Genomic DNA, 23,525 nt, shown 5'->3' on the forward strand with positions numbered 1-23,525 from the left:
AGAGACTCCATAGTATGGATAAGGTCCCGGTTCTCATCCTTGCCGCCGGTGTGGTCATCGGCCTCGTTCTCGCCGTCGCCGAGAACGTCTTCATGGGGGTCTCGATCTTCGTCGTCCTTATGACCGCTGCGATGTGCCTGCAGATCATGACCGAGACGAAGAACCTCCCTGCAGTCACCTGCCAGCTCTCCGACGATGCAAAGTCGGTCGTGGTCGTCAACGGAGGAAACGCCCCGGCAGAGGCGATCCATGTCGCCCTCGTCCCCATGAACCTTGAGTTCGACGTGACAGGCCTCGGCGTCGATGCGGAGTACGCCTATGCCCTGCCCGCGATGGCCGAAGAGATCAAGGCTGTCGTCACCTACAAAAACAGCGAAGGCCGGGAGTTCGGCCGTTCTTTCAAGCTCTCGTCCCTGGAGGAGAACGACCCCCTCAGGCCGGCCTTCCCGATGTTCTCCTGGAAGTAAGAAAGAATGGATCTGTAGAAATCCTCTGGATGGCCCTCTCTTCGGGGGGCTGGCCGCCCCCTTCATGTTCGTTGATTTTGCCTTCCTGACCCAATCGCAATTCCGGGGGTCCAGAGGCAGAGCCCCCGGCGCGAAGATGTAGGAAGGCGGTTGAGTCACGCTCGTACCTAGAAAAGGTGAGGGTTTCTACAAAGCCGAAAAAATATGCGGCGGCGACCGTCGCCGCGTCATTCCTTTTTTTCGTTCCTGAGGAACTCGACGGCCGTGCCGAGCGCCGCCACAAGTTCCTCCTCCCCTTTCAGGTATTCCCTGAGCGCCCGGTAGAGCATGAGCATGGCCTCGTAGCCATAGATCCCGAAGGCGTCCTCGGGGCCGAGGGGGCAGGCGTACGTGTCGATGGTCTGGCCGTCAGAAGAATACATCAACTCGACGAACTCCCCCTTCTCGTTGAGGGCGCAGAACTGGTCGTTCACCTTTTTTGTCGGGTCGTCAGGCCTGTACGGCATCGGTTCTGTCTTGCCGAGGACGATCATCCGCTCGCGGTAATACTCGGCGTTGAAGATCTCCCCCTTCTGGTCCTGCCGCCCCTTCTTCAGGAGGTTCATGCCGATCTGCCCGACAAGGGGCGCCGCCATCCCGGCCATCCTGGCGAGAAGAGCACCCTCCTGCCCGGCAAGTTCCCCGACAAACTTTTCCTTCTCCTTCTGCGCCTCGCCGATCGTCCTGATGAGCGCGGCATACCCTGCTTCGATCTCGTCCATGCTATCTCTTCCTTACAATCTGGTTGTCGGCACCCGTATAGTGTCTTTCGGCACCCCTGTCAGGTAGACAGTCCTGTTCCCGGTGATATCGACGGAAAGCCATTCGCCGGGCCTGAAGTCGCCGGGTACGACGATCTCGCGGTACGCCCGGTCCCGCGCCACCCATGACCCTCCCTTCTTCCGTGCGGTGACCACCGCCTCGACGGTCGTCCCGACGAGACCGGCATTCTGTTCGGCATAGATCGCCTTTGCGGCGGCGTCGAGGAGACGCGACCTCTCCTTTGCGATCCTTTCCGGCTGCGCCTTCAGGGCCGCCGCCGCCGTGCCAGGCCGCGGCGAGTAGCGCGTCACATTCACCTTGTCCGGCCGGACCCTCCGGAGGAGGGCGAGAGTCCCGGCAAAGTCCTCCTCGGTCTCTGTCGGGTAGCCGACGATAAAGTCGGTGCAGATCCTGACATCAGGGCAGACCTCCCTGAATGTGGCGACCATACCCTCGTATTCGGCCACGGTGTAGCCGCGCGCCATTCCCGCCAGCACGGCGTCCGACCCCGACTGGACAGGGAGATGGAGGAAGGAGAAGACCTTCCCATCCCGGCACGCCTCTGCGAGGGGGACCAGGATACGCTTCACGGTCGCCGGGTTCATCATGCCCAGGCGGACCCTGAAGTTTCCCGGCACCGCACTGACGGCGCGGATCAGGTCCGGGAGCGTCTCGCCGGTGTCCATCCCCCAGGCGCTCACGTCCTGCGCCGTGAACTGGACTTCGCAGGCCCCCTCCTCTGCGAGGGCCCCGACCTCCCGGCAGATCTCCTCCATCGAACGACTCCGCAGGGGCCCGCGCGCAAATCTCGTGATGCAGTACGCGCACCCCCCCGCGCACCCGGCCGCCACCTGGACGATCCCGATGCCGTCCTTCCCCTTCGTACACCTCCCGCAAAAGCGCCGCTCGATCTCGTCGGGGAGGATGACCCGTGCGTCCGGGGCGGCGGCGAGGATCTCCTCCCTCTGGACAACAGGCATGCACCCTGTGACATAGAGGGTGCGCCCGGCGCACGCCCGTATCCTCCTGAGCATGTGCCTCTCTGTCCAGCCGATGACGGTGCAGGTGTTGATGACGACGGCGTCCGCAGACCCCAGGTCGGAGACGATCGTGCAGCCCTGGTTCCGGAGTATCCCGGCCAGCCTGAGGGTGTCCGCGTGGTTGTAGGTGCACCCGTAGGTCTCGATGTACACCCGCTGATCAGTGAGCCGGTCCATTGGTACGTACTGGGGCGCCCGACCTTATCATTCTGCAGACAAAGGCACCCTTTCTGATACTTGCGGAGGTATCGGGGGGTTCATCACGATTTTCATCACAATGCTTAACCCTGCTTCTGCCTATCATATATGAATGCTCACGATAGGCCTGCTGGGGTGCGGCAATATCGCAAATATAATCGTCAAAAACCATGTAGGAGTCGAGATTGTCGCCCTGTATGACCAGATGCCCGAGCGTGCGGAGGAGCTGGGGAACCTCTGCAACGCAAGGGTATTCCGGGATATCGAAGAGTTCCTCAGCGCAGATTTTGACATCGTTGTGGAGGCGGCCTCGGTCGCCGCCGCCCAGGCACATGCCGCCCGGATCCTTGAGCACGGCAAGGACCTTGTGGTGATGAGTGTCGGTGCCTTTGCCGAGAAGCAGTTCCGGGACGCGGTCAATGACCTCGCCCGGTCTCTCGGCAGGAAGATCTACATCCCGAGCGGAGCGATCTTCGGGCTGGACAACCTCAAGATCGGGCAGGTCTCCGGGATCCACCGTCTCCTTCTGCGGACGACGAAGAACCCCCGTTCCCTCAATATCGAGTGCGACGAGCGCACTCTCCTCTTCTCGGGAGCGGCAAACGAGTGCATCAAGCACTACCCGAAGAACACCAATGTCTCGGTCGCCCTCGAACTCGCCGCCGGCCGCACGGTGGACGTGGAACTCTGGGCCGATCCTGCCGTGGACAGGAATGTGCACGAGATCGTCATCGAAGGGGACTTCGGGGACGCCACGATCACGGTGCGGAACCTGCCGAGCCCCGACAACCCGGCGACCAGTTATCTTGCCGCCCTCTCGATCGTGACCCTGCTCAAGACTCTCGACGAGCCGATGAGGATAGGGACATGATAGCCGACGAGATCCGCAGGCTGAAGGAGGAGAGGAATGCGGTGGTCCTCGCCCACAACTACCAGGTGCCTGCGGTGCAGGACGTCGCCGATTTCGTCGGCGACAGCCTTGAACTCGCGATCAAGGCAAAAAATACCGATGCCGACGTGATCGTCCTCTGCGGCGTCGACTTCATGGCCGAGACCGCCCAGATCCTGAACCCGAAGAAGACCGTCCTCCTCCCGGCCAGGGAGGCGACCTGTCCCCTGGCACGGGCGCTGACGCCCGACATGATCAGGGAGGCCAGGTCTTCCCACCCTGACGCGGCCGTTGTGGTGTACGTCAATTCGACGGCCGAGTGCAAGGCGGAGGCCGATATCACCTGCACCTCGGCGAACGCCGTCGATGTGGTCAGGTCTCTTGGCGAGGACGTGGTCTTCGTCGGGCCGGACGCCAACCTCGCCTCCTATGTCAGGGGGCAGGTGCCCGAGAAGACGGTCTTACCCCTGCCTGCGGACGGCCACTGCCCGGTACACCTGCGGTTCACCCTTGCCGACGTCGAGGCCGGACGGGCACAGGGCGACGCGGTCGTCTGCCACCCCGAGTGCAGTCCCGAGGTGCAGGCGGCATCCGACCTTGTCGCCTCCACAGGCGGGATGGTGAGGCAGGCCCACCTCCACCCGAACTGGACAGTGCTCACCGAGGAGGCGATGACCTACCGTCTCGGCCGGGTCTTCCCGAACGCCGCCTTCCACGCGGTCGAGGGCACCGAATGCGCCGATATGAAGATGACGACGGTCGAGGACGTGCTCGTGGCCCTGAAGGCCGGGAAGCACCGGGTGGCGGTGGACGAGACCGTCGCCGCAGGGGCGCGCCGGGCCATCGAGAGGATGATCGCACTCAAGAGGTAGAAGAGAATGGTCGATGCACGCATGCTCCTCTCCTTCCTGGAGGAGGACACCCCCTTCGGCGATATCACCTGCGATGCCGTCATCCCTGCGGACCTCACGGCATCGGCCGTGATCAGGGCGAAGGAGGCGTGCGTCATCGCCGGCCTGGAGGAGGCGGCGTTCCTCTTCTCCCACCTCGGCGCCGGCGTCGTCACCCCTGTGAGGGACGGCGAGAGAGTGGCCGCGGGGACGGTCGTCATGGAGATCAGGGGGCCGGCCCGCGCGGTCCTCGTTGCCGAGAGGACGGCCCTCAATATCATGGGGCGGATGAGCGGGATCGCGACCGCGGCACGCGAGGCTGTGGACGCGGTGCGGGCGGTCAACCCCGCAGTGCGGGTCGCCTCCACCAGGAAGACCTGCCCCGGCCTCAGGACACTTGACAAGAAGGCGGCGGTGCTCGGCGGCGCCGCGTCGCACCGCTTCTCCCTCTCCGACATGGTCATGATCAAGGACAACCACCTCGCACTGGTAGACCTGGAGGAGGCGGTGCGGCGGGCGAAGACGCACTCCCCCTACCACAAGGTGGAGGTCGAGGTGGAATCGGCGGAGGACGCTGTCAGGGTGGCGGAGTACGGTGCCGACATCGTCCTCCTGGACAACATGACCCCCGAGGGGGTCAGGGAGGCCGTGGCAGCCCTCATGGCCGCGGGCCTCAGGGAGAGGGTCGTCGTCGAAATATCGGGCGGGATCACCCGTACCACCCTTCCCCTCTATGCCGGGGCCGGGGCCGATATCATCAGCATGGGCGCCCTCACCCACTCTGTCAGAAACGTCGACGTCAGTCTGGACGTCGTGCCTGACGGGGAGTGAAGAGTCTTTTTTTTGGGGGGGGGGAGAAAATGTTCCCCTTTTTTCTGGCTTATCGCAATGTCGTGAATCAGTGGTGGGGATCAAACGCCTTCCCACTACTGCCTACCGGGGGACACTCGAAAGCCTGACGGCTTTCTCGTTGCCCCCGGACCCCCGAACTCAGGATAGACCGGGGAAGGCAGAATAGAGACCTTGAGATATCTTGACGAGAGAAATTGTCATCTCACCTCTATCCTGAGCGGGGGTCTGGGGGCGTAGTCCCCCAGGGACGGAACACCGACCCCCCCGCCCTCTCATACCTTCCACTCTGGATCTCAGAAGGATATATTGAGGGGGCAGGGGTTATCTACAGATCCAAAAAAAAGATTAGAAGTCGGGCTTCGACTTCAGGGCCTCGACAAGGAGAGCAATGCCTCCCTCGATGTCCTTCATGTCGAGCACCTCGACAGGCGAGTGGATATAGCGGGTCGGGATGCTCAGCGTCGTGGAGGGGATGCCGCCGCGCTCCAGATGGATGGAGGTGGCGTCGGTTGTGCCGCCCTTCCCGACCTCGAGCTGCACCTTGATCTCCTTCCCGGCCGCGGCCGCGCGCAGCCAGGCGATGACCTTCTTGTTGGCGATGAGGCCCCGGCCATTGCTGTCGACGATGGTGATGACCGGCCCCTCGCCCATCTGGAGGGAGGCGTCCTTCTTCTCGATGCCCGGGTGGTCGCCCGGAATGGTGGTGTCGGTGGCGATGGCGCAGTCGGGGTTGAGGGAGTAGGCGACAGTCTTCGCGCCCTTCAGCCCGACCTCCTCCTGCACCGTGAAGACGCCGTAGATGGTGTGCGGCGACTGCACCGTCTGGAGGGTCTTGATCAGCATCACGCAGCCGGCCCTGTTGTCGAAGGCCTTGCCCGTCACCCTGCCGTTCGCAAGTTCGGTGAACGCGCGGTCGACGGTGACCGGCGTCCCGACCTCGATGCCGAGCGCTTCCGCGTCCTCGGGAGAGGTGGCGCCGACGTCGATGAACATGTCGTCCACCTTCAGGGGCTTCTTCCGGTCTTCCTCCTTCATCACATGGGGGGGCTTGCCACCGACGACGCCGTACACCGGCCCCTTCGTCCCGTGGAGGATCACACGCTGGGCATAGAGAGTCGGGTCGAACCAGCCGCCGATGGTGACGAACCTGACAAAGCCCTTCTCATCGACGTACTTGACCATCAGCCCGATCTCGTCCATATGGGCCGCGAGCAGGACCGAAAAGTCATCGCCCTTCTTCACCGCGATGAGGTTCCCCATCGTGTCCTCCCTGATCTCGTCGACGTACGGGGCGACCTCTTCCCTGATCACCGCCGCAACGCTCCCTTCGCTCCCGGAAATCCCGTGGGCGTTGGATAATTTCCTCAGCAACTCCTTTACCATATGATCACCTGTTTGTTCGGGACTACGTTAAGCCTCATCGACCGCTTCCCGGATCCGGCCGAGAGCACGCCGCAGATCGTCCTGTGAGGCGGCATAACTGAGACGGGCATACGCGGGTGCGCGCGTGCCGAAGGCCGTGCCCGGCACGATGATCACGCCTTTCGCGATGATCCGGGCGAAGAGGTCCGCTTCCATAGGCACGAAGGCGTAGAACGCACCTTCAGGTCTGGGGAAGGAGAGGCCGAGATCGGCGAGGCCGTCGCAGACGAGGTCGCGCCGCCGGTGGTACTCCTCCCGCATCGCCGGGACCGCCGTCTGGTCGCCTGTCAGGGCGGCAAGGGCGGCGTACTGCGAGATCGAGGTGGCGCAGGCCTGGCAGTACTGGTGAACCTTGATGCACTCTTCGATCACCGCCTTCGGTGCGGCCATGTAGCCGAGGCGCCACCCGGTCATGGAGTAGGTCTTCGAGGTGGCATTGATCGTGACCACGTCCTCGCCGAAGCGGGCCGCACTCACGTGGGGTTTTCCGTAGGTGAAGTGCTCGTAGACCTCGTCGGAGACGATGGTCACGCTCATATCGGCGGCGTACTCCACCAGCGCCTTGATCGACTCCTCGCTCTCCACCATGCCTGTCGGGTTTGCCGGGGTGTTCAGCACGAAGAGGCGCGCGCCGTCCATCTGCTCCTTTGCCGCCTCCACGTCGATGTGGAGGGTGGCGTCGAGAGGGACGCCCTCAGGCCTGCCGCCTGCAAGGGTTGCAAGGGCCGCATAGGAGACAAAGCCGGGATCGGTCATCAGGACGCGGTCCCCCCTGTCCACCAGGGCCTGCATCACGATGTGCAGGGCCTCGCTTGCGCCCGCGGTGACGATCACCTGATCGGGCGCGTACTGCAGGCCGTTCTCGCGGCCGAACTTCCCTGAGATCGCCTCTCTCAATTCGGGGACGCCGGAGTTCGTCGTATACCCGGTCATCCCGTCGCGGATCGCCCTGATCCCCGCCTCACGAACGTGCGCCGGAGTCGGGAAGTCGGGCTGGCCGAGGCCGAGATTGATGGCGTCCTTTCCCGCCCCCTCGAACATCCGCCTGATCCCCGAGATCTCGATCCCGCGGACCCTTTCTGCAAACCTGTACCCAGTCATATGCCGGTCACTCGATATTGGCGTGCCTGCATTTGAGTGCTTCGACGTCAGTCTCCGTGATCTCCATCAGGCGGGAGACGATCGCATCGGAGAAGACCATGCACGCCGTCTCGAAGATCGTGCCCAGCGGGGCGAAAGACTTGTGCTCGCCCATCATCTGCCTGATCTCGAACTCCACGGAGTCGTCCTTCACCTCGTCGCGGTGGCTCTCGATCTCGACCATGCAATCGGCGATCTTCCCGATCCGGGAGTCCCGGTTGGAGGTGATCAGGCAGACCCGGCCGCCGATCTCTTTCGAGGTCTCGGCGAGCTCGGCGACGGTCTTCGTCTTCCCCGACCCGGAAAAGACGATGAGCACGTCCCCCGCCTGCATGGCCGGCGTGATCGTCTCGCCGACGACAAAGGACTGCAGACCAAGGTGCATCAGCCGCATCGCAAATGCCTTTGCAACCAGACCTGAGCGGCCTGCGCCAAGGACGTAGATCCTCTTTGCACAGAGAAGTTCCTGCAAAAGGGATTCCACCTCTGTGTCCGCGATCCTGTCGGCGATAGAGGAGATCTTTGACGCCATCAGGCGCATCATATCCTGAACTTCGTGGTTCTCCATGATCCTTCAATAGGGGTGGTCGTGCCAACTAGATGAGAATATCGCGGATGCCCGGTTTCAGATGGGAAATGTCATCTTTCAGGAGGGCAATGTCTATGCAGACCGGTGGCATGATGCAACCCTATTACTCCTGCGACGGCGTGACTCTCTACCATGGCGATTCTGTCGAGTGCATGAATGCCATGACTGCGGGCTCCGTCGACCTCATCTTTGCGGACCCGCCGTACAACCTCTCGAACGGCGGTTTCACCTGCCAGAGCGGGAGGAGGGCACCCGTCGACAAGGGGGCGTGGGACCGGAGCGGCGGGATCAGGGAAGACTTTGATTTTCATTGCCACTGGATAGAGGCCTGCAGCCGCCTTCTCAGGGACGGCGGGACGATCTGGATCAGCGGCACCTATCACTCGATCTATGCCTGCGGTTATGCCCTCCAGAGCCTCGGCTTCCATATCCTCAATGATATCTGCTGGTTCAAGCCGAACGCCCCTCCCAACCTGAGCACGCGGGTCTTCACGGCGAGTCATGAGACCCTGATCTGGGCGCGGAAGGGAGAGGGACGCCATACCTTCAATTATGACGAGATGAAGCACGGCGGATGGGACTACGACGTCCTGAAACGTCCGGGCAAGCAGATGCGCTCTGTCTGGTCTGTCCCGACACCGAAACGCTCGGAAAAAAAGGAGGGGAAGCACCCGACCCAGAAACCCCTTGCACTTCTTCAGCGCGTGATCCTGGCGAGTTCCTATGAGGACGACCTTGTGCTCGACCCCTTTGCCGGGAGTTCGACGACCGGGATTGCCGCATGCCTCCTCGGCCGACGTTTTATCGGGATCGAGAAGGAGCAGACCTACCTCGACCTATCGGTCAGGCGTTTCCGGGCGCTCCTCGGTGAGGACGGCGAGTGACGCTCCTCAGATGAAACGCTCGAAACGATCTTTTCCCGCCTTGCAGATCGGGCAGATCTCAGGGGGGTTCTCCCGGGCGCAGAGGTAGCCGCAGACCCTGCAGCGCCAGACCGGGAGGGGAAGAGACCCGGCGACCCCGCCTGATGGGCGTGCCTCTCCTTTTTTTGGTCCTCCCGGCGGGCGGCGTTCGGGAACGGGTCTTGCCTCCGCCTTCCCCGACGCAACCTCCGCGGAGACATAGAGGGCGCAGTAACAGGCCCCGTACGCGGTGAGGTCGGGATCGCGGTAGTCGCAGGGGCAGATGATGTCGAGGTCTCTCTCCCTTTCCCCGGCGGCGAGGCGGCAGGGACATGCCGCGTAGCCGTACCTTTCCGTGTTGGTCAGGAGGCCCTTGACCAGTCCCGCGACGAACTCCCTGTCGGGGTTGAGGCGGTACCCCCCGGCCTCGGCCTCTTTTTTCAGGCGGAGATATTCTTTCTCGACCTGCTCGTCCGGGATCATTCCGCGAGGGCCTCCCTGATCTCGTTCTCCTGGTAGCCGATGATTGCCTTCCCATTGATCACGAGTGTCGGGAACGAGCCGAGGGGGTTGTAGAGCTGCAGCATCTCAGAATAGGTCTGTTCCATCTCGTCCTTCTGGAGCCGGTCGACAAAGACATAGTCGAAAGCGACGCCGAGTGATGAAAGGAGTTCTTTTGTCTTTGCGCACCACCCACAGGTGCTCAGGGCATAGAGGTAGATCGGGCCCCGGTCTTTTCCATCCACATGTATCATATCCATAGTATCTCGATGCGAGGATTAACCGGCCTTCTCATAAGGATTTCGGAGTGGTATGGATCAGAAGATTGATGCCGCCGCATCGCCTCCGGTGGCGTACATGCTCCTCGAGGTCTACGACGCGGCCGCCAACGCCTTCAGCCTTATCGGGGCCATCGTCATCATCTACGGCGGGATCAGGGCGGCTGCGGAGACGCTGGGGAAGGAGGTGCTCGGGCGCCCCTTTGGGTACGGCGAGATCAGGCGGGATTTCACCATAAAAATCGTCTTCGGCCTGGACTTTCTCATCGCCGCCGACATCCTCCAGACCCTTGTCACGCCCTCGCAGGAGGAGATCCTCTTCCTCGGCAGCATCGTCATCATCAGGACGATCCTGGGGTACTTTCTCACCAAAGAGGCGACCGAATTCAATCTGGACTGAGAAAATATCTGCTTCTGGTAGTTGAGTGAAAAATTCTCAGGAGTGGGATTGCCATCCTCCCTATCCTGATGTGTGGACGACTCGAGATAGGGCAGGGGAAGAGCGAACAAGATATTCTGAAGAGGAGATTGCCATCTCGCCCCCATCCTAAAGATGGGGGGAACGACCGAAGGGAGTTTGAGAAGCCTTTAGCTTTCGAAAGCGGGGGGCTCTGCCCCCCGGAAGAGAGCGCAGATCAACCGCCTTCCCCAAAGAGTGTACCGGGGGCAAGCCCCCGGACCCCAAAATTAGGATAGGCTCCGGGAAGACAGATCCAAAGATCCTGAGGGGGTTCTGGTGGCTGCGACCGAAGGGAGTATGAGAATACAGGATATCGGAGATATCCTGTTCCAGCAGATCTCCGATCTACATGGGGTCAAAGTCTTTGAGGCAGTCCCCCGGAAAAAATGCCGAACCACCGCCTGCCAGACCAGCAGGCGTATGAAGATTTTTACCGCGTCCCCTCTTCAGATCCCCAGAATCTCTATGAGTTCCCTGATGTCGTGGAGCACGAAGTCCGGCCTGCAGATGAGGGGCGCGGGACCGTCGCTCCTGTCTCCGTACAGGGCATAGGCCGTCTTCATGCCCAAGCCCTGCGCCGGTTCGATCTCGCGCCTGATGCTGTCGCCGACGACCATCGCCTCCGCGGCGTCGGCGGGGAGGGCCCTGAGGGCGTAGAGGAAGGACGCAGGGTCGGGCTTTCTCTGCCCGGAGATGTCGGGGGTGACGATGCAGGAGAAGTACTCGCTGAGCCCGGCCTTCTCAAGCCTCCTCTTTGCCTGGGAGGAGTGGGCGTCGGTGACGATAGCAAGGGGGATCCCGGCGTCGGAAAGAGAGGCCAGTGTCTCGGCCGCCCCCTCGTACGGCCTGATGGCGGCGAGTTTCGTCTTCTCGTAGACCGTGCAGCAGCGGGGGAATGACGAGGCAGGGGCGTTGATGTCCCTGATATAGTCGAGGATGTTTTCCGGGTCCTCGAAACCGACCCCCGGCCTCCTGAAGTACTGGTAGAGGTCTTCGCCGTCGCCCACTTTGAGAAAGTCCACGACTGCATGGCATGCCGCCTGCTTTGCGGTGACGAAGTCCCAGAGCGTGTTGTCCATGTCGAAGAGGAGGGCCTTTACCTCTCTATTCCGAGGGCCAGAAGATGCCTGCATACGTCCACGTCCAGTGCAAACTCTGTATGCAGATGCTCATCTATGAATGTTAGTTTGAAGGCATCGGCGTTGTTGCCCTTGCCACCGTACTCGCTGAAGATGCAGGTCCCCTCGATCTCCACGACCCCGAAGGTCACGGCAAGGTCGGCGATGAAACCGAGGAGCGCCTGGGGGGAGACCGTCCGCGGCCGTGCATGGTACGGCGCCCTGAAGAGGAAGTACTCAAGGCCGCCGGCGTCGCAGAGATCTGCCATCGCGGCGTCGGCGGTGAGGAGGACGGGCAGGTTGAAACGTTCTTCCTCGAACCGCCTGAGCGCCCTGACGATGAACTGGTCGTTCTCCCGCGTGGCATGGGTGGCCTTCTGTCCCGACTCGAGGAGGATGGCACGGTCGCGGAGCGCCCTGTACTCGGCCATCGCGCGGTATGCCGCTTTTCTCGACTTCTTCTTCCGCCTGTTCTCGAACTCCGCGATGATCCATTCTTTTTCCGGGGCGCTTGCGATGAGTTCGCTGATCAGGCGGGCCGAGTACTTGTGGTTCAGGACGTACTCGATCTCCTGCCTGACCACGTCGACCAGGATCGTCTCTTCGGGCTGCAGGGCGCCGGTGACGGTGACGAAACGGTGGTACAGGAGATTGGTGTCGACACCGTAGTACACGTCTTTCCTGAGGCCCCTGTACAGGTCGGCCCGCGTTGCAAACTCGTCGAGGTTCTCGTACGCCGTGATCCCGCTCGCCAGGAGGCACTCCTCGAAGTCAGTAAAGAGAGGCATCTCCTGTGCATGCTCCCCAAAACGTTCGGCACCGTCGAAAAAGTCCTCGTACCGGCAGAGGACCGTGATCGCATATCCGTCGCCGGCAGGCCGGGCGGAGAGCAGATCGGTCCCGTAGACCGGGTATGAGAGGGTGAAGCCCTCGGCGAAGAGATTTGCAAGGACAGCCAGTTCCCTGCCCTCGACCACCTCACCTGTGCCCTGCATTATGGCCCTCCTGCAAGGTCATGGAGGGTCTGGAGGTGGAGCGGGATCATCGGGTGGGGGAGTGGCAGGGGCCCGCCGCCCTGGAGACCGAGATAGAATATGTGTGCCGGGGCGATGCCGGCGTCGGCCAGGGCCAGGCAGGCCGAGACGATGAGGGCCTTCCTCCCTGGCGTGATGTCGAGGGCGATCTCATACCCCTCCGCGACCCGGCGGCGGGCAAGGTCGAGCACCGTCCCGGCGGCCCCGGCAAAGTCGCCGCACGGCACCGTGGTCACCGAGACGGCAGGCGAGGTCACGTACCGCCGCGAGATGATCCCGATCCCTTCGACGGCCGTGGCCGGGCCGGGCATGCACGGCGTCTCCGCGATGATATGGACCTCATCAGGGAGGCACCTCCCTTCCCGGAGGACGGCGTGGTAGGTATTGAGGAGCGCCCAGACAGACCGTCCGGCAAAGGTAATGTACGCGGTCCCGCGTCCCATGGGGGGTAGTCCGGGACGGGAGGTTAAAAATGCTCTGCCCGATCCCGCTCCCGACGATGGCGTCCCCGGGGCATTGGAGACGCCATCGCCGACACCTGCACTGTCGAGCAGTGTCGCGTACCCGGATTGGACCCGATATCAGTCTGGTCTTCATGTGCGTCTGTAAATTTATTGGTGCTATAAATTCGCCATTTTTAAAATTTTCTTCGTGATACTCATTACATAATTTAAAATAGGTATGTTTCAGTATTATTTTTATATACACTAATGTGGAGAGTATAGCATGAATATGAAAAATCGTATTATCGTGGTTGCGCTCTTTGTGGCCCTGATTGCCGCTGCAGGCTGCATGGGGAGTTCATCAACCGTTCAGGAGACTCCTGCGGTCACCCCCGCGCCGTCCTCCGAGATCGCCCTCACCGACGGTTTTGGCAGGACTGTCACCGTCCCGTCGCCCCCTGAGAGCGTCGTCTGTTCCGGGTCGGGCTGTCTCCGCTACCTCGTGTACCTGCAGAGTCAGGACCTTGCCGTCGGTGTCGACAGCATCGAGAAGAAAAATCAGGCGATCGAAGGCCGCCCCTATGCCCTCGCATATGGGTCGCAGTTCAAGGATCTTCCCCTGATCGGCGAGTTCAGGGGCAAGGACGACCCGGAGAAGATCATTGCGATCAGCCCCGAACTCGTCTTCAAGACCGGTTCGACCGGGACGGCATATGGTACGAGTGCCGCCGAGGCCGACAAACTGCAGGAGAAGACGGGCATCCCGGTCGTGGCGTTCCCGTACGGATCCCTGCGGAACGACGTTGAGACAGCCGAGATGTACGGCGGCCTCCGGGCGATGGGTCAGGTACTCGGGAAGCAGGACCGGGCCGAAGAGGTGATCGCCTATATCGATGCAACGATGGCCGACCTTGAGCGCCGGACCGGCGACATCCCTGAAGCCGAACAGAAGACCGTCTATGTCGGCGGCATCTCCTCGGCAGGCGCCCACGGCATCATCTCCACCGAACCGGCCTACTCACCGTTCCTCTGGGTGCACGCAAAGAACGTCGCTGCAGGCATGGGCACAGCACACGTTGACGTGGCGAAAGAGGCACTCGTTGACTGGGACCCCGAGTATATCTTCGTCGACGTCGGCACCATCCAGATGGACAGCGACGGGGCGATCGGTGAGTTGAAGACCGACGCCGCGCTGCAGGGCCTCTCCGCGTCGGAGGAAGGCAGGGTCTACGGCGTCCTCCCGTACAACTTCTACAACACAAACCACGAGACCGTGCTTGCCAACGCGTACTTCATCGGGAAGACCCTCTATCCCGACCGTTTCGCCGACGTCGACCCCGTCCAGAAGACAGACGAGATCTACACCTTCTTCATCGGCAAACCTGTCTTCGGCGACCTGAACGGCCAGTACAGGGACCTCGGCTTCACACAGATTTCGGTGTGACACATGATCCGCGGCACGAGATCGTAAAGGAGGATGTAGAGACGTGCACTTTGCAGACGGGACTATTCCCGCGGACTACCTGGGATACGTGCGGCGCAAGTACCTCTGGGTTCTCGGGGGACTCGCCCTCCTTTTTCTCCTCCTGATCATATCCATCTCCGTCGGCGCGGTCAGCATCCCCCCGTACGACGTCTTTCTCTCCATCGTGAACGGGTCCGTCGACCGGATCAACGCGCTTCTTCACCCCGGCATCGCCACGAGCGAGCCCGGCAACTGGGACCGTATCATCTGGAACATCCGCCTCCCTCAGGCGCTCGCCGCGATCGTCGCCGGCGTCGGCCTCTCGGTGGCCGGGGTCGCGATGCAGTCGATCCTCAGGAACCCGCTCGGCTCGCCGTTCACCCTCGGCATCTCGAATGCCGGCGCCTTCGGGGCGGCCGTCTCTGTCATCCTCCTCGGCACCGGTCAGATGCAGTCGACGGTCGCCAGTGCCGTCACCCTCAACAACCCCTACCTGACGACGATGGTGGCATTCGTCTTCTGCCTCCTTGCCACCGCCGTGATCCTCCTGATCTCCCGGATCCGCGGGGCGTCTCCCGAGGTGATGGTACTCGCCGGCGTCGCCCTCTCCTCCCTCTTCACGGCCGGGACGATGTTTCTCCAGTACTTCGCCGACGATACCCAGCTTGCCGCAGTCGTCTTCTGGACCTTCGGCGACGTCGGCCGGATCAACTGGCAGGAACTCGGGGTCATGGCCCTCATCGTCGCAGGGGCCTGCATCTTCTTCACCGCGAACCGCTGGAACTATAACTCCATCGACGCCGGCGACGAGACAGCAAAAGGGCTCGGCGTCAATGTTGAGAGGGTGCGGAATGTCGGCATGGTCGTCGCGGCGCTCGTCGCCGCCGTGATCGTCTCGTTCCTCGGGGTGATCGGATTCGTGGGGTTGGTCTGCCCGCACATGACACGAAGGATCATCGGCGACGACCAGCGTTACCTGATCCCAGGGTCATGCGTGATGGGCGGCCTCCTCCTTCTCGCCTCCGACACCGTCGCCCGACTTATCGTGGCGCCGTATGTCCTTCCTGTTGCTGTCCTGACAGCATTCATGGGAGCGCCGGTCTTCATCTACCTGCTCCTGCGGGGGTATCGGCGATGATCCTCTCTGTCGAAGAACTCTGTTTCCTCTACAAGAACCGCGAGGTGCTCAGCAAGATCGCCTTCTCGATCAATGCCGGCGAGGTCGTTGCGATCCTCGGCCCGAACGGTGTCGGGAAGACGACGCTTCTCAAGTGTCTCAACCGTATCCTCCGCCCGAAAGGGGGCGTCGTCAACCTCGACGGCGAAGACCTCTGCCAGCTCGACCAGATGGATATCGCCAGAAGAGTAGGATATGTCCCCCAGCGGGTGGAGACCGGGCGGCTGACCGCGTTCGACGCCGTCCTCCTCGGCCGCCGACCCCATATCGGGTGGGACGTCACCGGGCGCGATCTCCGGATTGTTGATGCTATCTTCCACCGCCTTTCGATGGACCGCCTCCGCCTCTCCTACATCGACGAGATGAGCGGCGGCGAACTCCAGAAGGTCGCGATCGCGCGGGCCCTCGTCCAGGAACCGAAGATCCTCCTCCTCGACGAACCGACGAGCAGTCTGGACCTCAAAAACCAGGTGGAGATCCTTTCCATCATTTTGCAGGTCGTCCGCCAGCACGATATCGCGGCGGTGATGACGATGCACGACCTCAACCAGGCGCTCAGGTACGCGGACCGCTTTATCTTCCTGAAAGACGGGCGTATCCACGTCCACGGCGACCGCGATGTCGTCACGGCCGACGTCATCGAGGAGGTCTACGGGCTGCCCGTGATCATCGGCGAGATCGCCGGCGTGCAGTGCGTCATCCCGGACGGCAGTGCGGGCATGCCGGAGAGGCACGTCCTATCTCCGGCAGAATAGGACCGTGACGTGTACGTGTGAGGGCGGGCCTGTGCTCTTCAGGCCCGCTCGATAGATATCACCTTCACCGGCGTCCCCCACTGCTGGATGGTGGCGACATCCACTTTCTCGACGGTGAACGTCACGGAGAGGTTGTCCTGCTCGAACGCGGGGTCGAGGTCCAGGGGCAGGTACCGCGTGCCGTCGTCGGCAACGATCCCGTAGAACCCGCCTTCGAGGTCGATGTAGGTCACGGTGCCGGTGATCGTGGCGATCGGCGTTTCATTCATCGTTCTGTCGGGTGTCTCATTCAACTCTTTGCCGCTGTCGGTGCCGGTGCACCCTCCGATGAGCACCGCACCGCAGAGGAGTGCGACGAGTGCCAGGGCGGTCATCCATGGTCTGCCATGCATCATTTCCACCACCCTGAAATCGTCCTGCCAGGATATAGTGCTTTTTAAGACTGCGAGTATTTTCGTAGTCTCATTTCGGGATGAGCAGATCCCGGAACTCCAGGACGTTCTCTTCCCCACTCAGAGATCGAACCGAAGCGGATCCACCGATCCAGCGGATCTCTCCAGAAACGACGGACGGAACAATCCCGGTGAAGAAAGCATATATCATACCATACCAAAGACTTTCTGTACAATTCTGGTGAAATTCGATGATCATTACGACCAATGAATCCATCCCCGGCCACGAATTCGAAGTGCTCGGCCTCGTCGTGGGCAACACTGTACAGGCAAAGAATATCGGGCGTGACATCCTGAGCGGGTTGAAGGGCATGGTCGGCGGGGAGATCACGGCCTATACCGAGATGCTCTCCGAAGCACGGGATATCGCACTCGATAGGATGCAGAAAGAGGCCGAAAAACTCGGCGCCGACGCTGTCATTGCCCTCAGGTTCTCGACCGCGGAGGCAATGCCCGGTGCCGCCGAACTGATGGCCTACGGGACTGCTGTCAAACTGCGGTAAGTCCCTCCCCCTTTTTTCTCTGCACCTGCCGTGCCGGGCAGATTTATATAGAGAGATCGATACCCCTCAGCGAGGGGACATGATCATCGAAAGAATCGTTTCAGAGAGACTGGCGCACAACTCCTACCTGGTCGGGGCAGGAAAAGAGGCGGCCGTCATCGACCCGCGGCGCGACATTGGCGTCTACCTGGACTGTGCCGGACGGCACGGCCTTGCGATCACCCACATCTTCGAGACCCACAGGAACGAGGACTACTGTGTCGGGTCCCTCGAACTGGCAGAGAAGACCGGGGCGCAGATTTTGCATGGGGCACAGATGGACTTCACATACGGCGTCCCTGTCCGTGAAGGCGATGAATTCGCCGTCGGCCCTCTCCGCCTCGGCGTCCTTGAGACGCCCGGTCACACCGACGAGAGTATATCAGTCGTGCTGACTGACATGCGGGTCTCCCGCGACCCCTTCCTCGTCTTCACCGGCGATGCCCTCTTTGCCGGCGACGTCGGCAGGACCGACTTTTTCCCGGACCGCCTGGGCGAGATGGCCGGGAAACTCCACGACTCTCTCTGGAAAAAGATCCTTCCCCTCGGCGACGGCGTCATCGTCTGCCCGGCCCATGGGGCGGGGTCTGTATGCGGCGGAGGGATAGCCGACAGGCCCCTCACGACGATCGGGTACGAGAAGAGGACGAACTCCGCCCTCCGCCTGGGACGGGACGCCTTCATCCGCCTCAAGGTCGGGGAGCACCACTATTATCCGCCGTACTTCGCCGTGATGGAGCGGTACAACCGTGCAGGCCCTCCCCCGATCGGCGCCGCCCCGGCGCTCCGCCCTCTCTCCCCTGACGAGGTCGCCGACGCGGCCTCGAAGGGGGCTCTGCTCGTCGATATCAGGGGGCCCTCGGCCTTTGCAGCCGGGCATGTCCCGGGCAGCCTGAGCATCTGGCAGACAGGCCTCTCCTCCTTCCTTGGCTACTATGCCGACTACATGCACCCCATCATCTTTATCGACGAGTTTGACGTCGGCGTCGTGGATGCGGAGGTGCAGGCCAGGCGGATCGGCTACGATCTCATCTCAGGATATTGTGCCGGCGGGATGGCGGCATGGGCGAGGAGCGGGATGCCCTTCGGGCGGTGCGGCACGTGCACGGTCCATGAGGTCGAGGCAGACCGGTTCGTCCTCGACGTCAGGGACATAGGCGTCAGGAAGAGGACAGGACATATCCCGGGATCTGCCCACATCTATGCCGGCCAGATCGAGGGACACCTCGACGAGGTGCCGCGGGATCGGGACGTCTATGTCATCTGCGACAGCGGTTTCAAGGCAAGCCTCGCCGTTTCCATCCTGCTAAGACACGGCTACACGCGGCTGACCACCGTTCTCGGCGGGATGACGGCCTGGATAAATGCCGGCCTGCCGCTGGAGAAAGAGGTAGCCCCCCTTATGGGGGCAGCATAACGGTGTCGATGACATGGATGACACCGTTTTTCGCCTGGATGTCGGCGGTCACGACCGTGGCGCCGTCCACCTTCACCCCGCCGTCTGTGGAGACGGTAAGGGTCGCACCTGACAGGGTCGTCAGGTTATCGGTTCCGGCGAGATCGGCGGCGGTGTAGGTGCCCGGCACTACATGGTAGGTCAGCACCCGGGTGAGTTCAGTCTCGTTCGAGAGCACGGCGTCGAGCGTCCCTGCCGGGATTCCGGCGAAAGCCTCGTCAGGCGGCGCAAAAACGGTGAAAGGCCCGTCCCCCTTCAGGGTTTCGGTAAGGCCTGCGGTTTCGATCGCCGTCAGCAGCGTGGTAAATGTTCCTGCTTCTGTCGCCGTTTCGATGATGTCCTTCTCCGCGGCCGGTCCGGTCGTATTGACGGCCGCCGTCTCCGTTGTCGCCGCAGTCGTTTCTGTTGCTGTGGTTTCCGTCGCCGTTATCGTCTCATTCCCCATAACAGGGACTGTCGTTTCCGTTGTCGGTACGGTCGTCAGCGACGTCGGCGTCGGCGTGACCCCCGGCTGCTGTCCGGTACATCCGCAGATCATGACGGCAACGACGAGCACGACACATGCTATCCCCCCATAGATCGTGTTCAAATTCTTCCCCTCCTCCGGGTCAACGCATACCCTGGGCATATGCCATATAATATTTTCCCGCATGACTGTCCACGCTGAGCAGTTCTTTCAGGGCAGCGGCGTCCTGTACCGGCTGTTCGCAGAGCCGCTCCCGGCAGAGATACGCAGTCGTACCTCCCCTGATGGGTGTGAGCCGGGCAGTATGGGGGGCGATATCGGCAAGCACGCCGGCGTTCTCATCGTCCCTGAGGACAAGGGTGAGGTTCGGGATGTAGAAGCCGCGAACGACGTTGAGCATCGCTCCTGTCACCGTATCCTCTCGTTCTCCGGCGATAACGACCTCGTAGGAAGGCGTGACCGCGGAGAGAAGCGCTGCCAGGTACCATATCGACGCGGACGTGTTTTTTGCGGCTCTGCCCGAGAACGCGCTGAAGCCTTCGGCCACGACCTCTTCGTACCTGCTCTCCCCGGTCAGCCGTGAGAGGACAAGGAGGTTCTGGAGCGCCACCGCGTTGCCCGACGGCATCGCCCCGTCGTACGCATCTTTCTGCCTGAAGAGGAGTTTTTCGCCTCCCGCAGGTGCGAAGAAAAATCCTCCCCCTGCGGTGTCGGCGAACCCGGCGATCATCCTGTCGGCGACTTCGCAGGCCTCCTTCAGGACGGCAGGGTCAGATGTCGTCTGGTAGACCTCGTTCAGGGCCCAGAGCAGGAAGGCGTGATCGTCGAGCATGGCAGGAATGGCCGTCTCGCCGCCGCTGTACCTGTGGAAGAGTCGCCCGTCCGGATCGCGGAGGTGCGCCCGGAGAAATGCCAGGGCACGCAGGGCGGCGGCGGTGTACCTCTCCTCTCCAAAGACCCTCCCGGCCCGGACAAGGGCGGCGACCATCAGGGCATTCCAGTCGAGGAGAATTTTTTCGTCCCTGTGCGGCCGTATCCGCCCGGCCCGCGCCGATAAAAGTTCCTTTCGCACCTTTTCAAGTCGCCCGGCACACTCCTCCTCTGTGATGCCGGCGTGCCGCGCGATCTCTGCGGTCGTCCCTGCCCTGTGCGGGACATTCATCCCGACCTGCGGCACCCGGGCCGGAGCTCTCTCGCCGAGTGCATAGGCCGCGGCAAAGAGGTCGCCGTCGTCCGACCCTGCAACCTCGCGCACCTCAGGTGCCGTCCAGAGATAGAACCTCCCCTCGGCACCCTCGCTCTCCGCATCCTCGGCCGTATAGAATGCACCGTCGGGCGCGGCAAGGTCGCGGAGCACATATGCGATGACCTCGTCCGCCGTCCGCCGGCACGCCAGGTTGCGCGTCGCCTCGAAGGCCTCCGTGCAGGCAAGGACCAGCATCGCCTGATCGTAGAGCATCTTCTCGAAATGCGGGAGGGCCCACGCATCGTCGGTGGCATAGCGGTGGACGCCGAAACCGATCTGGTCGAAGACGCCTCCCTTGCGGATCTCAGTCAGGGTCTTTACCGCCGTTTCAAGGGCCACCTTCTCCCCTGTCGCCTGCCAGTACCTGATGAGGAAGATGAGGACATGAGGGGAGGGAAACTTCGGGGCATGGCCAAAACCGCCATGGTCCCGGTCGTACTCCCGTTCCAGGTTTCTGAAGGCCCGGTGGACGAGTGCCATGCCGGGTTTTTCCCCGCCAGCGCTCTCCTGCAGCGCGGTCTTCAGGGCGACGGCGACCTCTTCGGCAGAAGACCGGACCTCCTCCCTCCGTTCTGTCCAGAGATCCCTGACCTTCGGGACGAGGTCGAGCATCCCGGTCATGTCGAAGCGTGACATCTTCGGGATATAGGTTGCCGCGAAGAAGGGGAGTTTCTCGGGGGTCATGATGATGGAGAGCGGCCATCCTCCCCGTCCTGTGAGGGCGAGGCAGGCCTGCATGTACACGGCGTCGATGTCCGGCCTCTCCTCACGGTCCACCTTAATGGAGACGAAGGTCTCGTTCATCATTCTGGCGACCTCGGGGTCTTCGAAGGACTCCCGGGCCATCACATGGCACCAGTGACAGGTGGAATAGCCTATCGAGAGAAATATCGGTTTATTCTCCTGCTTCGCCCGCTCGAACGCCTCCTCTCCCCAGGGGTACCAGTCCACCGGGTTGTAGGCGTGCTGCAGCAGGTACGGACTTTTCTCCCGGACCAGTCTGTTTGCTTTCAGGTGCGCTCTCTCCTCGGCCATGGGACATCACCCCTTCAGCGGCATCACCCTTTATATCACTTTCCGGTGAGTGTGCGACAGGGTTAATCCCGATCTTGGAGAAAACTGAGAGAGGAGATACGTATCCTATGACAGAAAATGTGTTCGAACGCTATTTCAGGCTTAAAGAGCATGGAACAACAGTACGCCAGGAGGTCGTCGGCGGCCTCGTCACCTTCATGACGATGGCGTACATCATCGTGGTGAACCCTGCCATCCTCCTGGCCGCAGGCATGCCCTTCGGCCCTGCGATGGTCGCCACGATCCTCTCGGCCATCTTCGGCACCGCGATCATGGGCATCTACGCAAACCGTCCCTTTGCGATCGCCCCGTATATGGGCGAGAACGCCTTCGTCGCCTACACCGTCGTCGGCGTCCTCGGGTATTCCTGGCAGACCGCCCTCGGCGCCGTCTTCATCTCGGGCGTGCTGCTGACCCTGCTCACCCTGACGAAGTGGCGATCGATCATGACCGAGGCCGTCCCCAATAACCTCAAGATCAGTTTTGCCGTCGGCATCGGCTTTTTCATCACCTTCATCGGTCTGGTGAACTCAGGGATCGTCGTTCTCGGCGTCGAGGGTGCACCAGTCCATGTCGGTGCGCTCAACACCGCGCCCGTCGCCCTTGCAATCTTCGGCGTCCTCCTGATCGCCGCGCTCATGATCAGGAAGGTAAAGGGCGCCATTCTCTTCGGCATCCTGGCCACCGCTATCATCGCCTTCCTCACCGGTATCGCCGCGCCCCCTGAGGCCATCTACAGCATGCCGCCCGACGTATCGGCGGTCTTCCTCCAGCTCGACGTCTTCGGCGCCCTGACCTGGGGATTCTTTGCTGTCATCCTCACGATGTTCACGATGGACTTCCTGGACACAATGGGGACGCTCATCGGCGCCTCGGCAAAGGCCGGTTTCCTGGACGAGAACGGGAACCTCCCGGAGATCGAGAAACCCTTCCTTGCCGACTCACTGGCGACAGTCTTTGGCGCCGTCGCCGGCACGACCACGACAGGCACCTTCGTCGAGTCCGCGGCCGGCATCGAGGCGGGCGGCAGGACCGGCCTGACCGCCCTTGTGGTGGCGGCCCTCTTCGGTCTCGGCCTCTTCTTCTCCCCGCTCTTCGGGGCGATCCCCGCGGCGGCGACAGGGCCGGCACTCATCATTGTCGGCCTCCTCATGATGGCGCCGATCCGGGGCCTGGACTTCCAGGACTATGCTGAGAGCATCCCGGCCTTTGCGGTCATCGTCCTGATGAGTTTCACCTACAACCTGGGGGTCGGGCTCTGTGCGGGTTTCGTCCTCTTCCCGCTCTTCAAAATCGTCCAGGGAAGGATCGAGGACGTCAAGCCCGCAGCATGGGTGCTCTTCGTCCTCTGTCTGCTCTTCTTTATCTTCTACCCCTACTAACTTTTTTCACCGGCCGTACAGGACGTAGGTCTCCCCGTACTGGGTGAGATGTCCTTTCATCGCCTCTTGAAGCGATTTTTTGTCGGCACCCGCCGGGAGGTCGAGCATGGAGTCAAGGCCGTAGACCCTGACGTCGTACCTGTGCTGTTCGCCCCGCGGCGGGCACGGGCCATTGTACCCGATCTTTCCAAAGGAGTTCGTCCCCTGGCGTGCTTCGAACGGGAAGGAGATCTCGGCGTCCTTTGGGATCGCCTCAGGGATGATTCGCACGGGTTCGATGTTCCAGATCGCCCAGTGCGTGAAGTCCCCGCCATGCGGCGCGTCGGGGTCGTTGACGATCAGGGCAAGGGATTTCGTCTTCTCCACGTCGACCCCGCCAATGGTGATGGCGGGCGAATGGTCGAGACCGTCGCAGGTGTAGTTGTACGGCAGTTTCAGGACGCTGATCTCGACGCTCAGTTTTCCGATCTGTTCTCCGATCATCCG

At 62.0% G+C, this 23,525-nt stretch carries 26 protein-coding genes; 12 read left to right on the forward strand and 14 right to left on the reverse strand.

What is annotated here, in order from left to right; genetic code table 11:
- Positions 1-14: 14 nt before the first annotated feature.
- On the forward strand, positions 15-467 hold the full coding sequence (locus tag BP869_RS02290; RefSeq protein ID WP_342676500.1) for a hypothetical protein: 453 nt from the start codon (positions 15-17) through the stop codon (positions 465-467).
- Between the two features lie 227 nt (positions 468-694).
- Here the strand turns inward: BP869_RS02290 and BP869_RS02295 are convergent, their stop codons facing one another.
- Positions 695-1,228, reverse strand: a complete 534-nt coding sequence (locus tag BP869_RS02295; protein WP_342676502.1) for a hypothetical protein — start codon at positions 1,226-1,228, stop codon at positions 695-697.
- A gap of 12 nt (positions 1,229-1,240) precedes the next feature.
- Positions 1,241-2,485, reverse strand: a complete 1,245-nt coding sequence (locus tag BP869_RS02300) for a tRNA (N(6)-L-threonylcarbamoyladenosine(37)-C(2))-methylthiotransferase (RefSeq protein WP_342676504.1) — start codon at positions 2,483-2,485, stop codon at positions 1,241-1,243.
- A gap of 133 nt (positions 2,486-2,618) precedes the next feature.
- On the opposite strand from BP869_RS02300, the gene nadX reads away from it, so the two are divergent.
- The 3 genes from nadX to nadC are packed head-to-tail and all read left to right on the forward strand — an operon-like array spanning position 2,619 to position 5,116.
- Complete coding sequence (gene nadX, locus BP869_RS02305) at positions 2,619-3,377, forward strand: aspartate dehydrogenase (RefSeq protein WP_342676506.1); 759 nt, start codon at positions 2,619-2,621, stop codon at positions 3,375-3,377.
- On the forward strand, positions 3,374-4,267 hold the full coding sequence (nadA, locus tag BP869_RS02310; protein ID WP_342676508.1) for a quinolinate synthase NadA: 894 nt from the start codon (positions 3,374-3,376) through the stop codon (positions 4,265-4,267). Before nadX ends, nadA begins: the two co-directional genes overlap by 4 nt.
- 6 nt (positions 4,268-4,273) lie before the next feature.
- Positions 4,274-5,116, forward strand: coding sequence for a carboxylating nicotinate-nucleotide diphosphorylase (nadC, locus tag BP869_RS02315; protein WP_342676509.1), 843 nt, complete (start codon positions 4,274-4,276; stop codon positions 5,114-5,116).
- A gap of 366 nt (positions 5,117-5,482) precedes the next feature.
- Here nadC and BP869_RS02320 read toward each other — a convergent pair whose 3' ends face one another.
- From BP869_RS02320 to hxlB, 3 genes are read right to left on the reverse strand one after another with little or no spacing between them, the layout of a single operon-like run.
- Positions 5,483-6,520: a M42 family metallopeptidase gene (locus BP869_RS02320; protein WP_342676510.1), complete on the reverse strand. Its 1,038-nt coding sequence runs from the start codon at positions 6,518-6,520 to the stop codon at positions 5,483-5,485.
- Between the two features lie 27 nt (positions 6,521-6,547).
- Positions 6,548-7,660, reverse strand: coding sequence for a pyridoxal phosphate-dependent aminotransferase (locus tag BP869_RS02325; protein ID WP_342676512.1), 1,113 nt, complete (start codon positions 7,658-7,660; stop codon positions 6,548-6,550).
- Positions 7,661-7,667: 7 nt separating this feature from the next.
- Positions 7,668-8,267 carry a 6-phospho-3-hexuloisomerase gene (gene hxlB / locus BP869_RS02330; protein WP_342676514.1) on the reverse strand — a complete coding sequence of 200 codons (600 nt, stop codon included), beginning with the start codon at positions 8,265-8,267 and terminating at the stop codon, positions 7,668-7,670.
- Positions 8,268-8,356: 89 nt separating this feature from the next.
- Here hxlB and BP869_RS02335 point away from each other — a divergent pair, with 89 nt between their 5' ends.
- Complete coding sequence (locus tag BP869_RS02335; protein WP_342676516.1) at positions 8,357-9,172, forward strand: site-specific DNA-methyltransferase; 816 nt, start codon at positions 8,357-8,359, stop codon at positions 9,170-9,172.
- A gap of 6 nt (positions 9,173-9,178) precedes the next feature.
- On the opposite strand, the gene BP869_RS02340 is transcribed toward BP869_RS02335, so the two are convergent.
- A complete protein-coding gene (locus BP869_RS02340; protein ID WP_342676518.1) occupies positions 9,179-9,673 on the reverse strand; it encodes a ferredoxin-thioredoxin reductase catalytic domain-containing protein in 495 nt (164 codons plus the stop codon).
- Entirely contained in the window at positions 9,670-9,951 is a 282-nt protein-coding gene (locus tag BP869_RS02345; protein ID WP_342676520.1) for a glutaredoxin family protein, read from the reverse strand. The genes BP869_RS02340 and BP869_RS02345 overlap by 4 nt, the downstream gene beginning before the upstream one ends.
- 52 nt (positions 9,952-10,003) lie before the next feature.
- On the opposite strand from BP869_RS02345, the gene BP869_RS02350 reads away from it, so the two are divergent.
- Positions 10,004-10,369, forward strand: a complete 366-nt coding sequence (locus BP869_RS02350; protein WP_342676522.1) for a DUF1622 domain-containing protein — start codon at positions 10,004-10,006, stop codon at positions 10,367-10,369.
- 506 nt (positions 10,370-10,875) lie between these two features.
- On the opposite strand, the gene BP869_RS02355 is transcribed toward BP869_RS02350, so the two are convergent.
- Genes BP869_RS02355 through BP869_RS02365 form a run of 3 tightly spaced genes read right to left on the reverse strand, consistent with a single transcriptional unit; the run spans position 10,876 to position 13,024 of the window.
- Positions 10,876-11,562 (reverse strand): HAD family hydrolase, encoded by a 687-nt coding sequence (locus BP869_RS02355; RefSeq protein WP_342676523.1) that lies wholly within the window; start codon positions 11,560-11,562, stop codon positions 10,876-10,878.
- Positions 11,526-12,542, reverse strand: coding sequence for a PIN domain-containing protein (locus tag BP869_RS02360; protein WP_342676525.1), 1,017 nt, complete (start codon positions 12,540-12,542; stop codon positions 11,526-11,528). Before BP869_RS02360 ends, BP869_RS02355 begins: the two co-directional genes overlap by 37 nt.
- Positions 12,542-13,024, reverse strand: coding sequence for a hypothetical protein (locus tag BP869_RS02365; RefSeq protein WP_342676527.1), 483 nt, complete (start codon positions 13,022-13,024; stop codon positions 12,542-12,544). The genes BP869_RS02360 and BP869_RS02365 overlap by 1 nt, the downstream gene beginning before the upstream one ends.
- Before the next feature lie 283 nt (positions 13,025-13,307).
- Here BP869_RS02365 and BP869_RS02370 point away from each other — a divergent pair, with 283 nt between their 5' ends.
- From BP869_RS02370 to BP869_RS02380, 3 genes are read left to right on the forward strand one after another with little or no spacing between them, the layout of a single operon-like run.
- A complete protein-coding gene (locus BP869_RS02370; protein WP_342676529.1) occupies positions 13,308-14,468 on the forward strand; it encodes an iron ABC transporter substrate-binding protein in 1,161 nt (386 codons plus the stop codon).
- Between the two features lie 43 nt (positions 14,469-14,511).
- On the forward strand, positions 14,512-15,627 hold the full coding sequence (locus BP869_RS02375) for an iron ABC transporter permease (RefSeq protein ID WP_342676531.1): 1,116 nt from the start codon (positions 14,512-14,514) through the stop codon (positions 15,625-15,627).
- Entirely contained in the window at positions 15,624-16,421 is a 798-nt protein-coding gene (locus tag BP869_RS02380; protein ID WP_342676533.1) for an ABC transporter ATP-binding protein, read from the forward strand. The genes BP869_RS02375 and BP869_RS02380 overlap by 4 nt, the downstream gene beginning before the upstream one ends.
- Positions 16,422-16,459: 38 nt before the next feature.
- Here BP869_RS02380 and BP869_RS02385 read toward each other — a convergent pair whose 3' ends face one another.
- The gene (locus BP869_RS02385; protein WP_342676535.1) at positions 16,460-16,813 is read right to left on the reverse strand and encodes a hypothetical protein; all 354 of its coding nucleotides are present in this window, start codon (positions 16,811-16,813) and stop codon (positions 16,460-16,462) included.
- 251 nt (positions 16,814-17,064) lie between these two features.
- Between BP869_RS02385 and BP869_RS02390 the strand changes: the two genes are divergently transcribed.
- Together BP869_RS02390 and BP869_RS02395 are read left to right on the forward strand one after the other, a co-directional pair.
- The gene (locus tag BP869_RS02390) at positions 17,065-17,376 is read left to right on the forward strand and encodes a heavy metal-binding domain-containing protein (protein ID WP_342676537.1); all 312 of its coding nucleotides are present in this window, start codon (positions 17,065-17,067) and stop codon (positions 17,374-17,376) included.
- A gap of 79 nt (positions 17,377-17,455) precedes the next feature.
- Positions 17,456-18,832, forward strand: a complete 1,377-nt coding sequence (locus BP869_RS02395; RefSeq protein WP_342676539.1) for an MBL fold metallo-hydrolase — start codon at positions 17,456-17,458, stop codon at positions 18,830-18,832.
- Here the strand turns inward: BP869_RS02395 and BP869_RS02400 are convergent.
- The gene (locus BP869_RS02400) at positions 18,816-19,460 is read right to left on the reverse strand and encodes a fasciclin domain-containing protein (RefSeq protein ID WP_342676541.1); all 645 of its coding nucleotides are present in this window, start codon (positions 19,458-19,460) and stop codon (positions 18,816-18,818) included. The genes BP869_RS02395 and BP869_RS02400 overlap by 17 nt on opposite strands.
- Before the next feature lie 19 nt (positions 19,461-19,479).
- On the reverse strand, positions 19,480-21,618 hold the full coding sequence (locus BP869_RS02405; RefSeq protein ID WP_342676543.1) for a thioredoxin domain-containing protein: 2,139 nt from the start codon (positions 21,616-21,618) through the stop codon (positions 19,480-19,482).
- A 107-nt stretch (positions 21,619-21,725) separates the two neighbouring features.
- Here BP869_RS02405 and BP869_RS02410 point away from each other — a divergent pair, with 107 nt between their 5' ends.
- Positions 21,726-23,039, forward strand: a complete 1,314-nt coding sequence (locus BP869_RS02410; RefSeq protein WP_342676545.1) for an NCS2 family permease — start codon at positions 21,726-21,728, stop codon at positions 23,037-23,039.
- Positions 23,040-23,045: 6 nt separating this feature from the next.
- On the opposite strand, the gene BP869_RS02415 is transcribed toward BP869_RS02410, so the two are convergent.
- Positions 23,046-23,522: a YbhB/YbcL family Raf kinase inhibitor-like protein gene (locus BP869_RS02415; RefSeq protein ID WP_342676547.1), complete on the reverse strand. Its 477-nt coding sequence runs from the start codon at positions 23,520-23,522 to the stop codon at positions 23,046-23,048.
- Positions 23,523-23,525 lie beyond the last annotated feature (3 nt).

Source organism: Methanofollis sp. UBA420, from assembly GCF_002498315.1.
GTDB lineage: Archaea > Halobacteriota > Methanomicrobia > Methanomicrobiales > Methanofollaceae > Methanofollis.

Bases quoted from the DNA above. Each gene is read 5' to 3' on its own strand.
- nadC (WP_342676509.1), top strand. From the start codon at position 4,274: ATGGTCGATGCACGCATGCTCCTCTCCTTCCTGGAGGAGGACACCCCC.
- nadA (WP_342676508.1), top strand. From the start codon at position 3,374: ATGATAGCCGACGAGATCCGCAGGCTGAAGGAGGAGAGGAATGCGGTG.
- hxlB (WP_342676514.1), bottom strand. From the start codon at position 8,267: ATGGAGAACCACGAAGTTCAGGATATGATGCGCCTGATGGCGTCAAAG.
- BP869_RS02405 (WP_342676543.1), bottom strand. From the start codon at position 21,618: ATGGCCGAGGAGAGAGCGCACCTGAAAGCAAACAGACTGGTCCGGGAG.
- BP869_RS02290 (WP_342676500.1), top strand. From the start codon at position 15: ATGGATAAGGTCCCGGTTCTCATCCTTGCCGCCGGTGTGGTCATCGGC.
- BP869_RS02365 (WP_342676527.1), bottom strand. From the start codon at position 13,024: ATGGGACGCGGGACCGCGTACATTACCTTTGCCGGACGGTCTGTCTGG.
- BP869_RS02410 (WP_342676545.1), top strand. From the start codon at position 21,726: ATGACAGAAAATGTGTTCGAACGCTATTTCAGGCTTAAAGAGCATGGA.
- BP869_RS02325 (WP_342676512.1), bottom strand. From the start codon at position 7,660: ATGACTGGGTACAGGTTTGCAGAAAGGGTCCGCGGGATCGAGATCTCG.
- BP869_RS02360 (WP_342676525.1), bottom strand. From the start codon at position 12,542: ATGCAGGGCACAGGTGAGGTGGTCGAGGGCAGGGAACTGGCTGTCCTT.
- BP869_RS02320 (WP_342676510.1), bottom strand. From the start codon at position 6,520: ATGGTAAAGGAGTTGCTGAGGAAATTATCCAACGCCCACGGGATTTCC.
- BP869_RS02300 (WP_342676504.1), bottom strand. From the start codon at position 2,485: ATGGACCGGCTCACTGATCAGCGGGTGTACATCGAGACCTACGGGTGC.
- BP869_RS02355 (WP_342676523.1), bottom strand. From the start codon at position 11,562: ATGCAGGCATCTTCTGGCCCTCGGAATAGAGAGGTAAAGGCCCTCCTC.
- BP869_RS02380 (WP_342676533.1), top strand. From the start codon at position 15,624: ATGATCCTCTCTGTCGAAGAACTCTGTTTCCTCTACAAGAACCGCGAG.
- BP869_RS02370 (WP_342676529.1), top strand. From the start codon at position 13,308: ATGAATATGAAAAATCGTATTATCGTGGTTGCGCTCTTTGTGGCCCTG.
- nadX (WP_342676506.1), top strand. From the start codon at position 2,619: ATGCTCACGATAGGCCTGCTGGGGTGCGGCAATATCGCAAATATAATC.
- BP869_RS02350 (WP_342676522.1), top strand. From the start codon at position 10,004: ATGGATCAGAAGATTGATGCCGCCGCATCGCCTCCGGTGGCGTACATG.
- BP869_RS02335 (WP_342676516.1), top strand. From the start codon at position 8,357: ATGTCTATGCAGACCGGTGGCATGATGCAACCCTATTACTCCTGCGAC.
- BP869_RS02385 (WP_342676535.1), bottom strand. From the start codon at position 16,813: ATGCATGGCAGACCATGGATGACCGCCCTGGCACTCGTCGCACTCCTC.
- BP869_RS02395 (WP_342676539.1), top strand. From the start codon at position 17,456: ATGATCATCGAAAGAATCGTTTCAGAGAGACTGGCGCACAACTCCTAC.
- BP869_RS02295 (WP_342676502.1), bottom strand. From the start codon at position 1,228: ATGGACGAGATCGAAGCAGGGTATGCCGCGCTCATCAGGACGATCGGC.
- BP869_RS02415 (WP_342676547.1), bottom strand. From the start codon at position 23,522: ATGATCGGAGAACAGATCGGAAAACTGAGCGTCGAGATCAGCGTCCTG.
- BP869_RS02345 (WP_342676520.1), bottom strand. From the start codon at position 9,951: ATGGATATGATACATGTGGATGGAAAAGACCGGGGCCCGATCTACCTC.
- BP869_RS02390 (WP_342676537.1), top strand. From the start codon at position 17,065: ATGATCATTACGACCAATGAATCCATCCCCGGCCACGAATTCGAAGTG.
- BP869_RS02340 (WP_342676518.1), bottom strand. From the start codon at position 9,673: ATGATCCCGGACGAGCAGGTCGAGAAAGAATATCTCCGCCTGAAAAAA.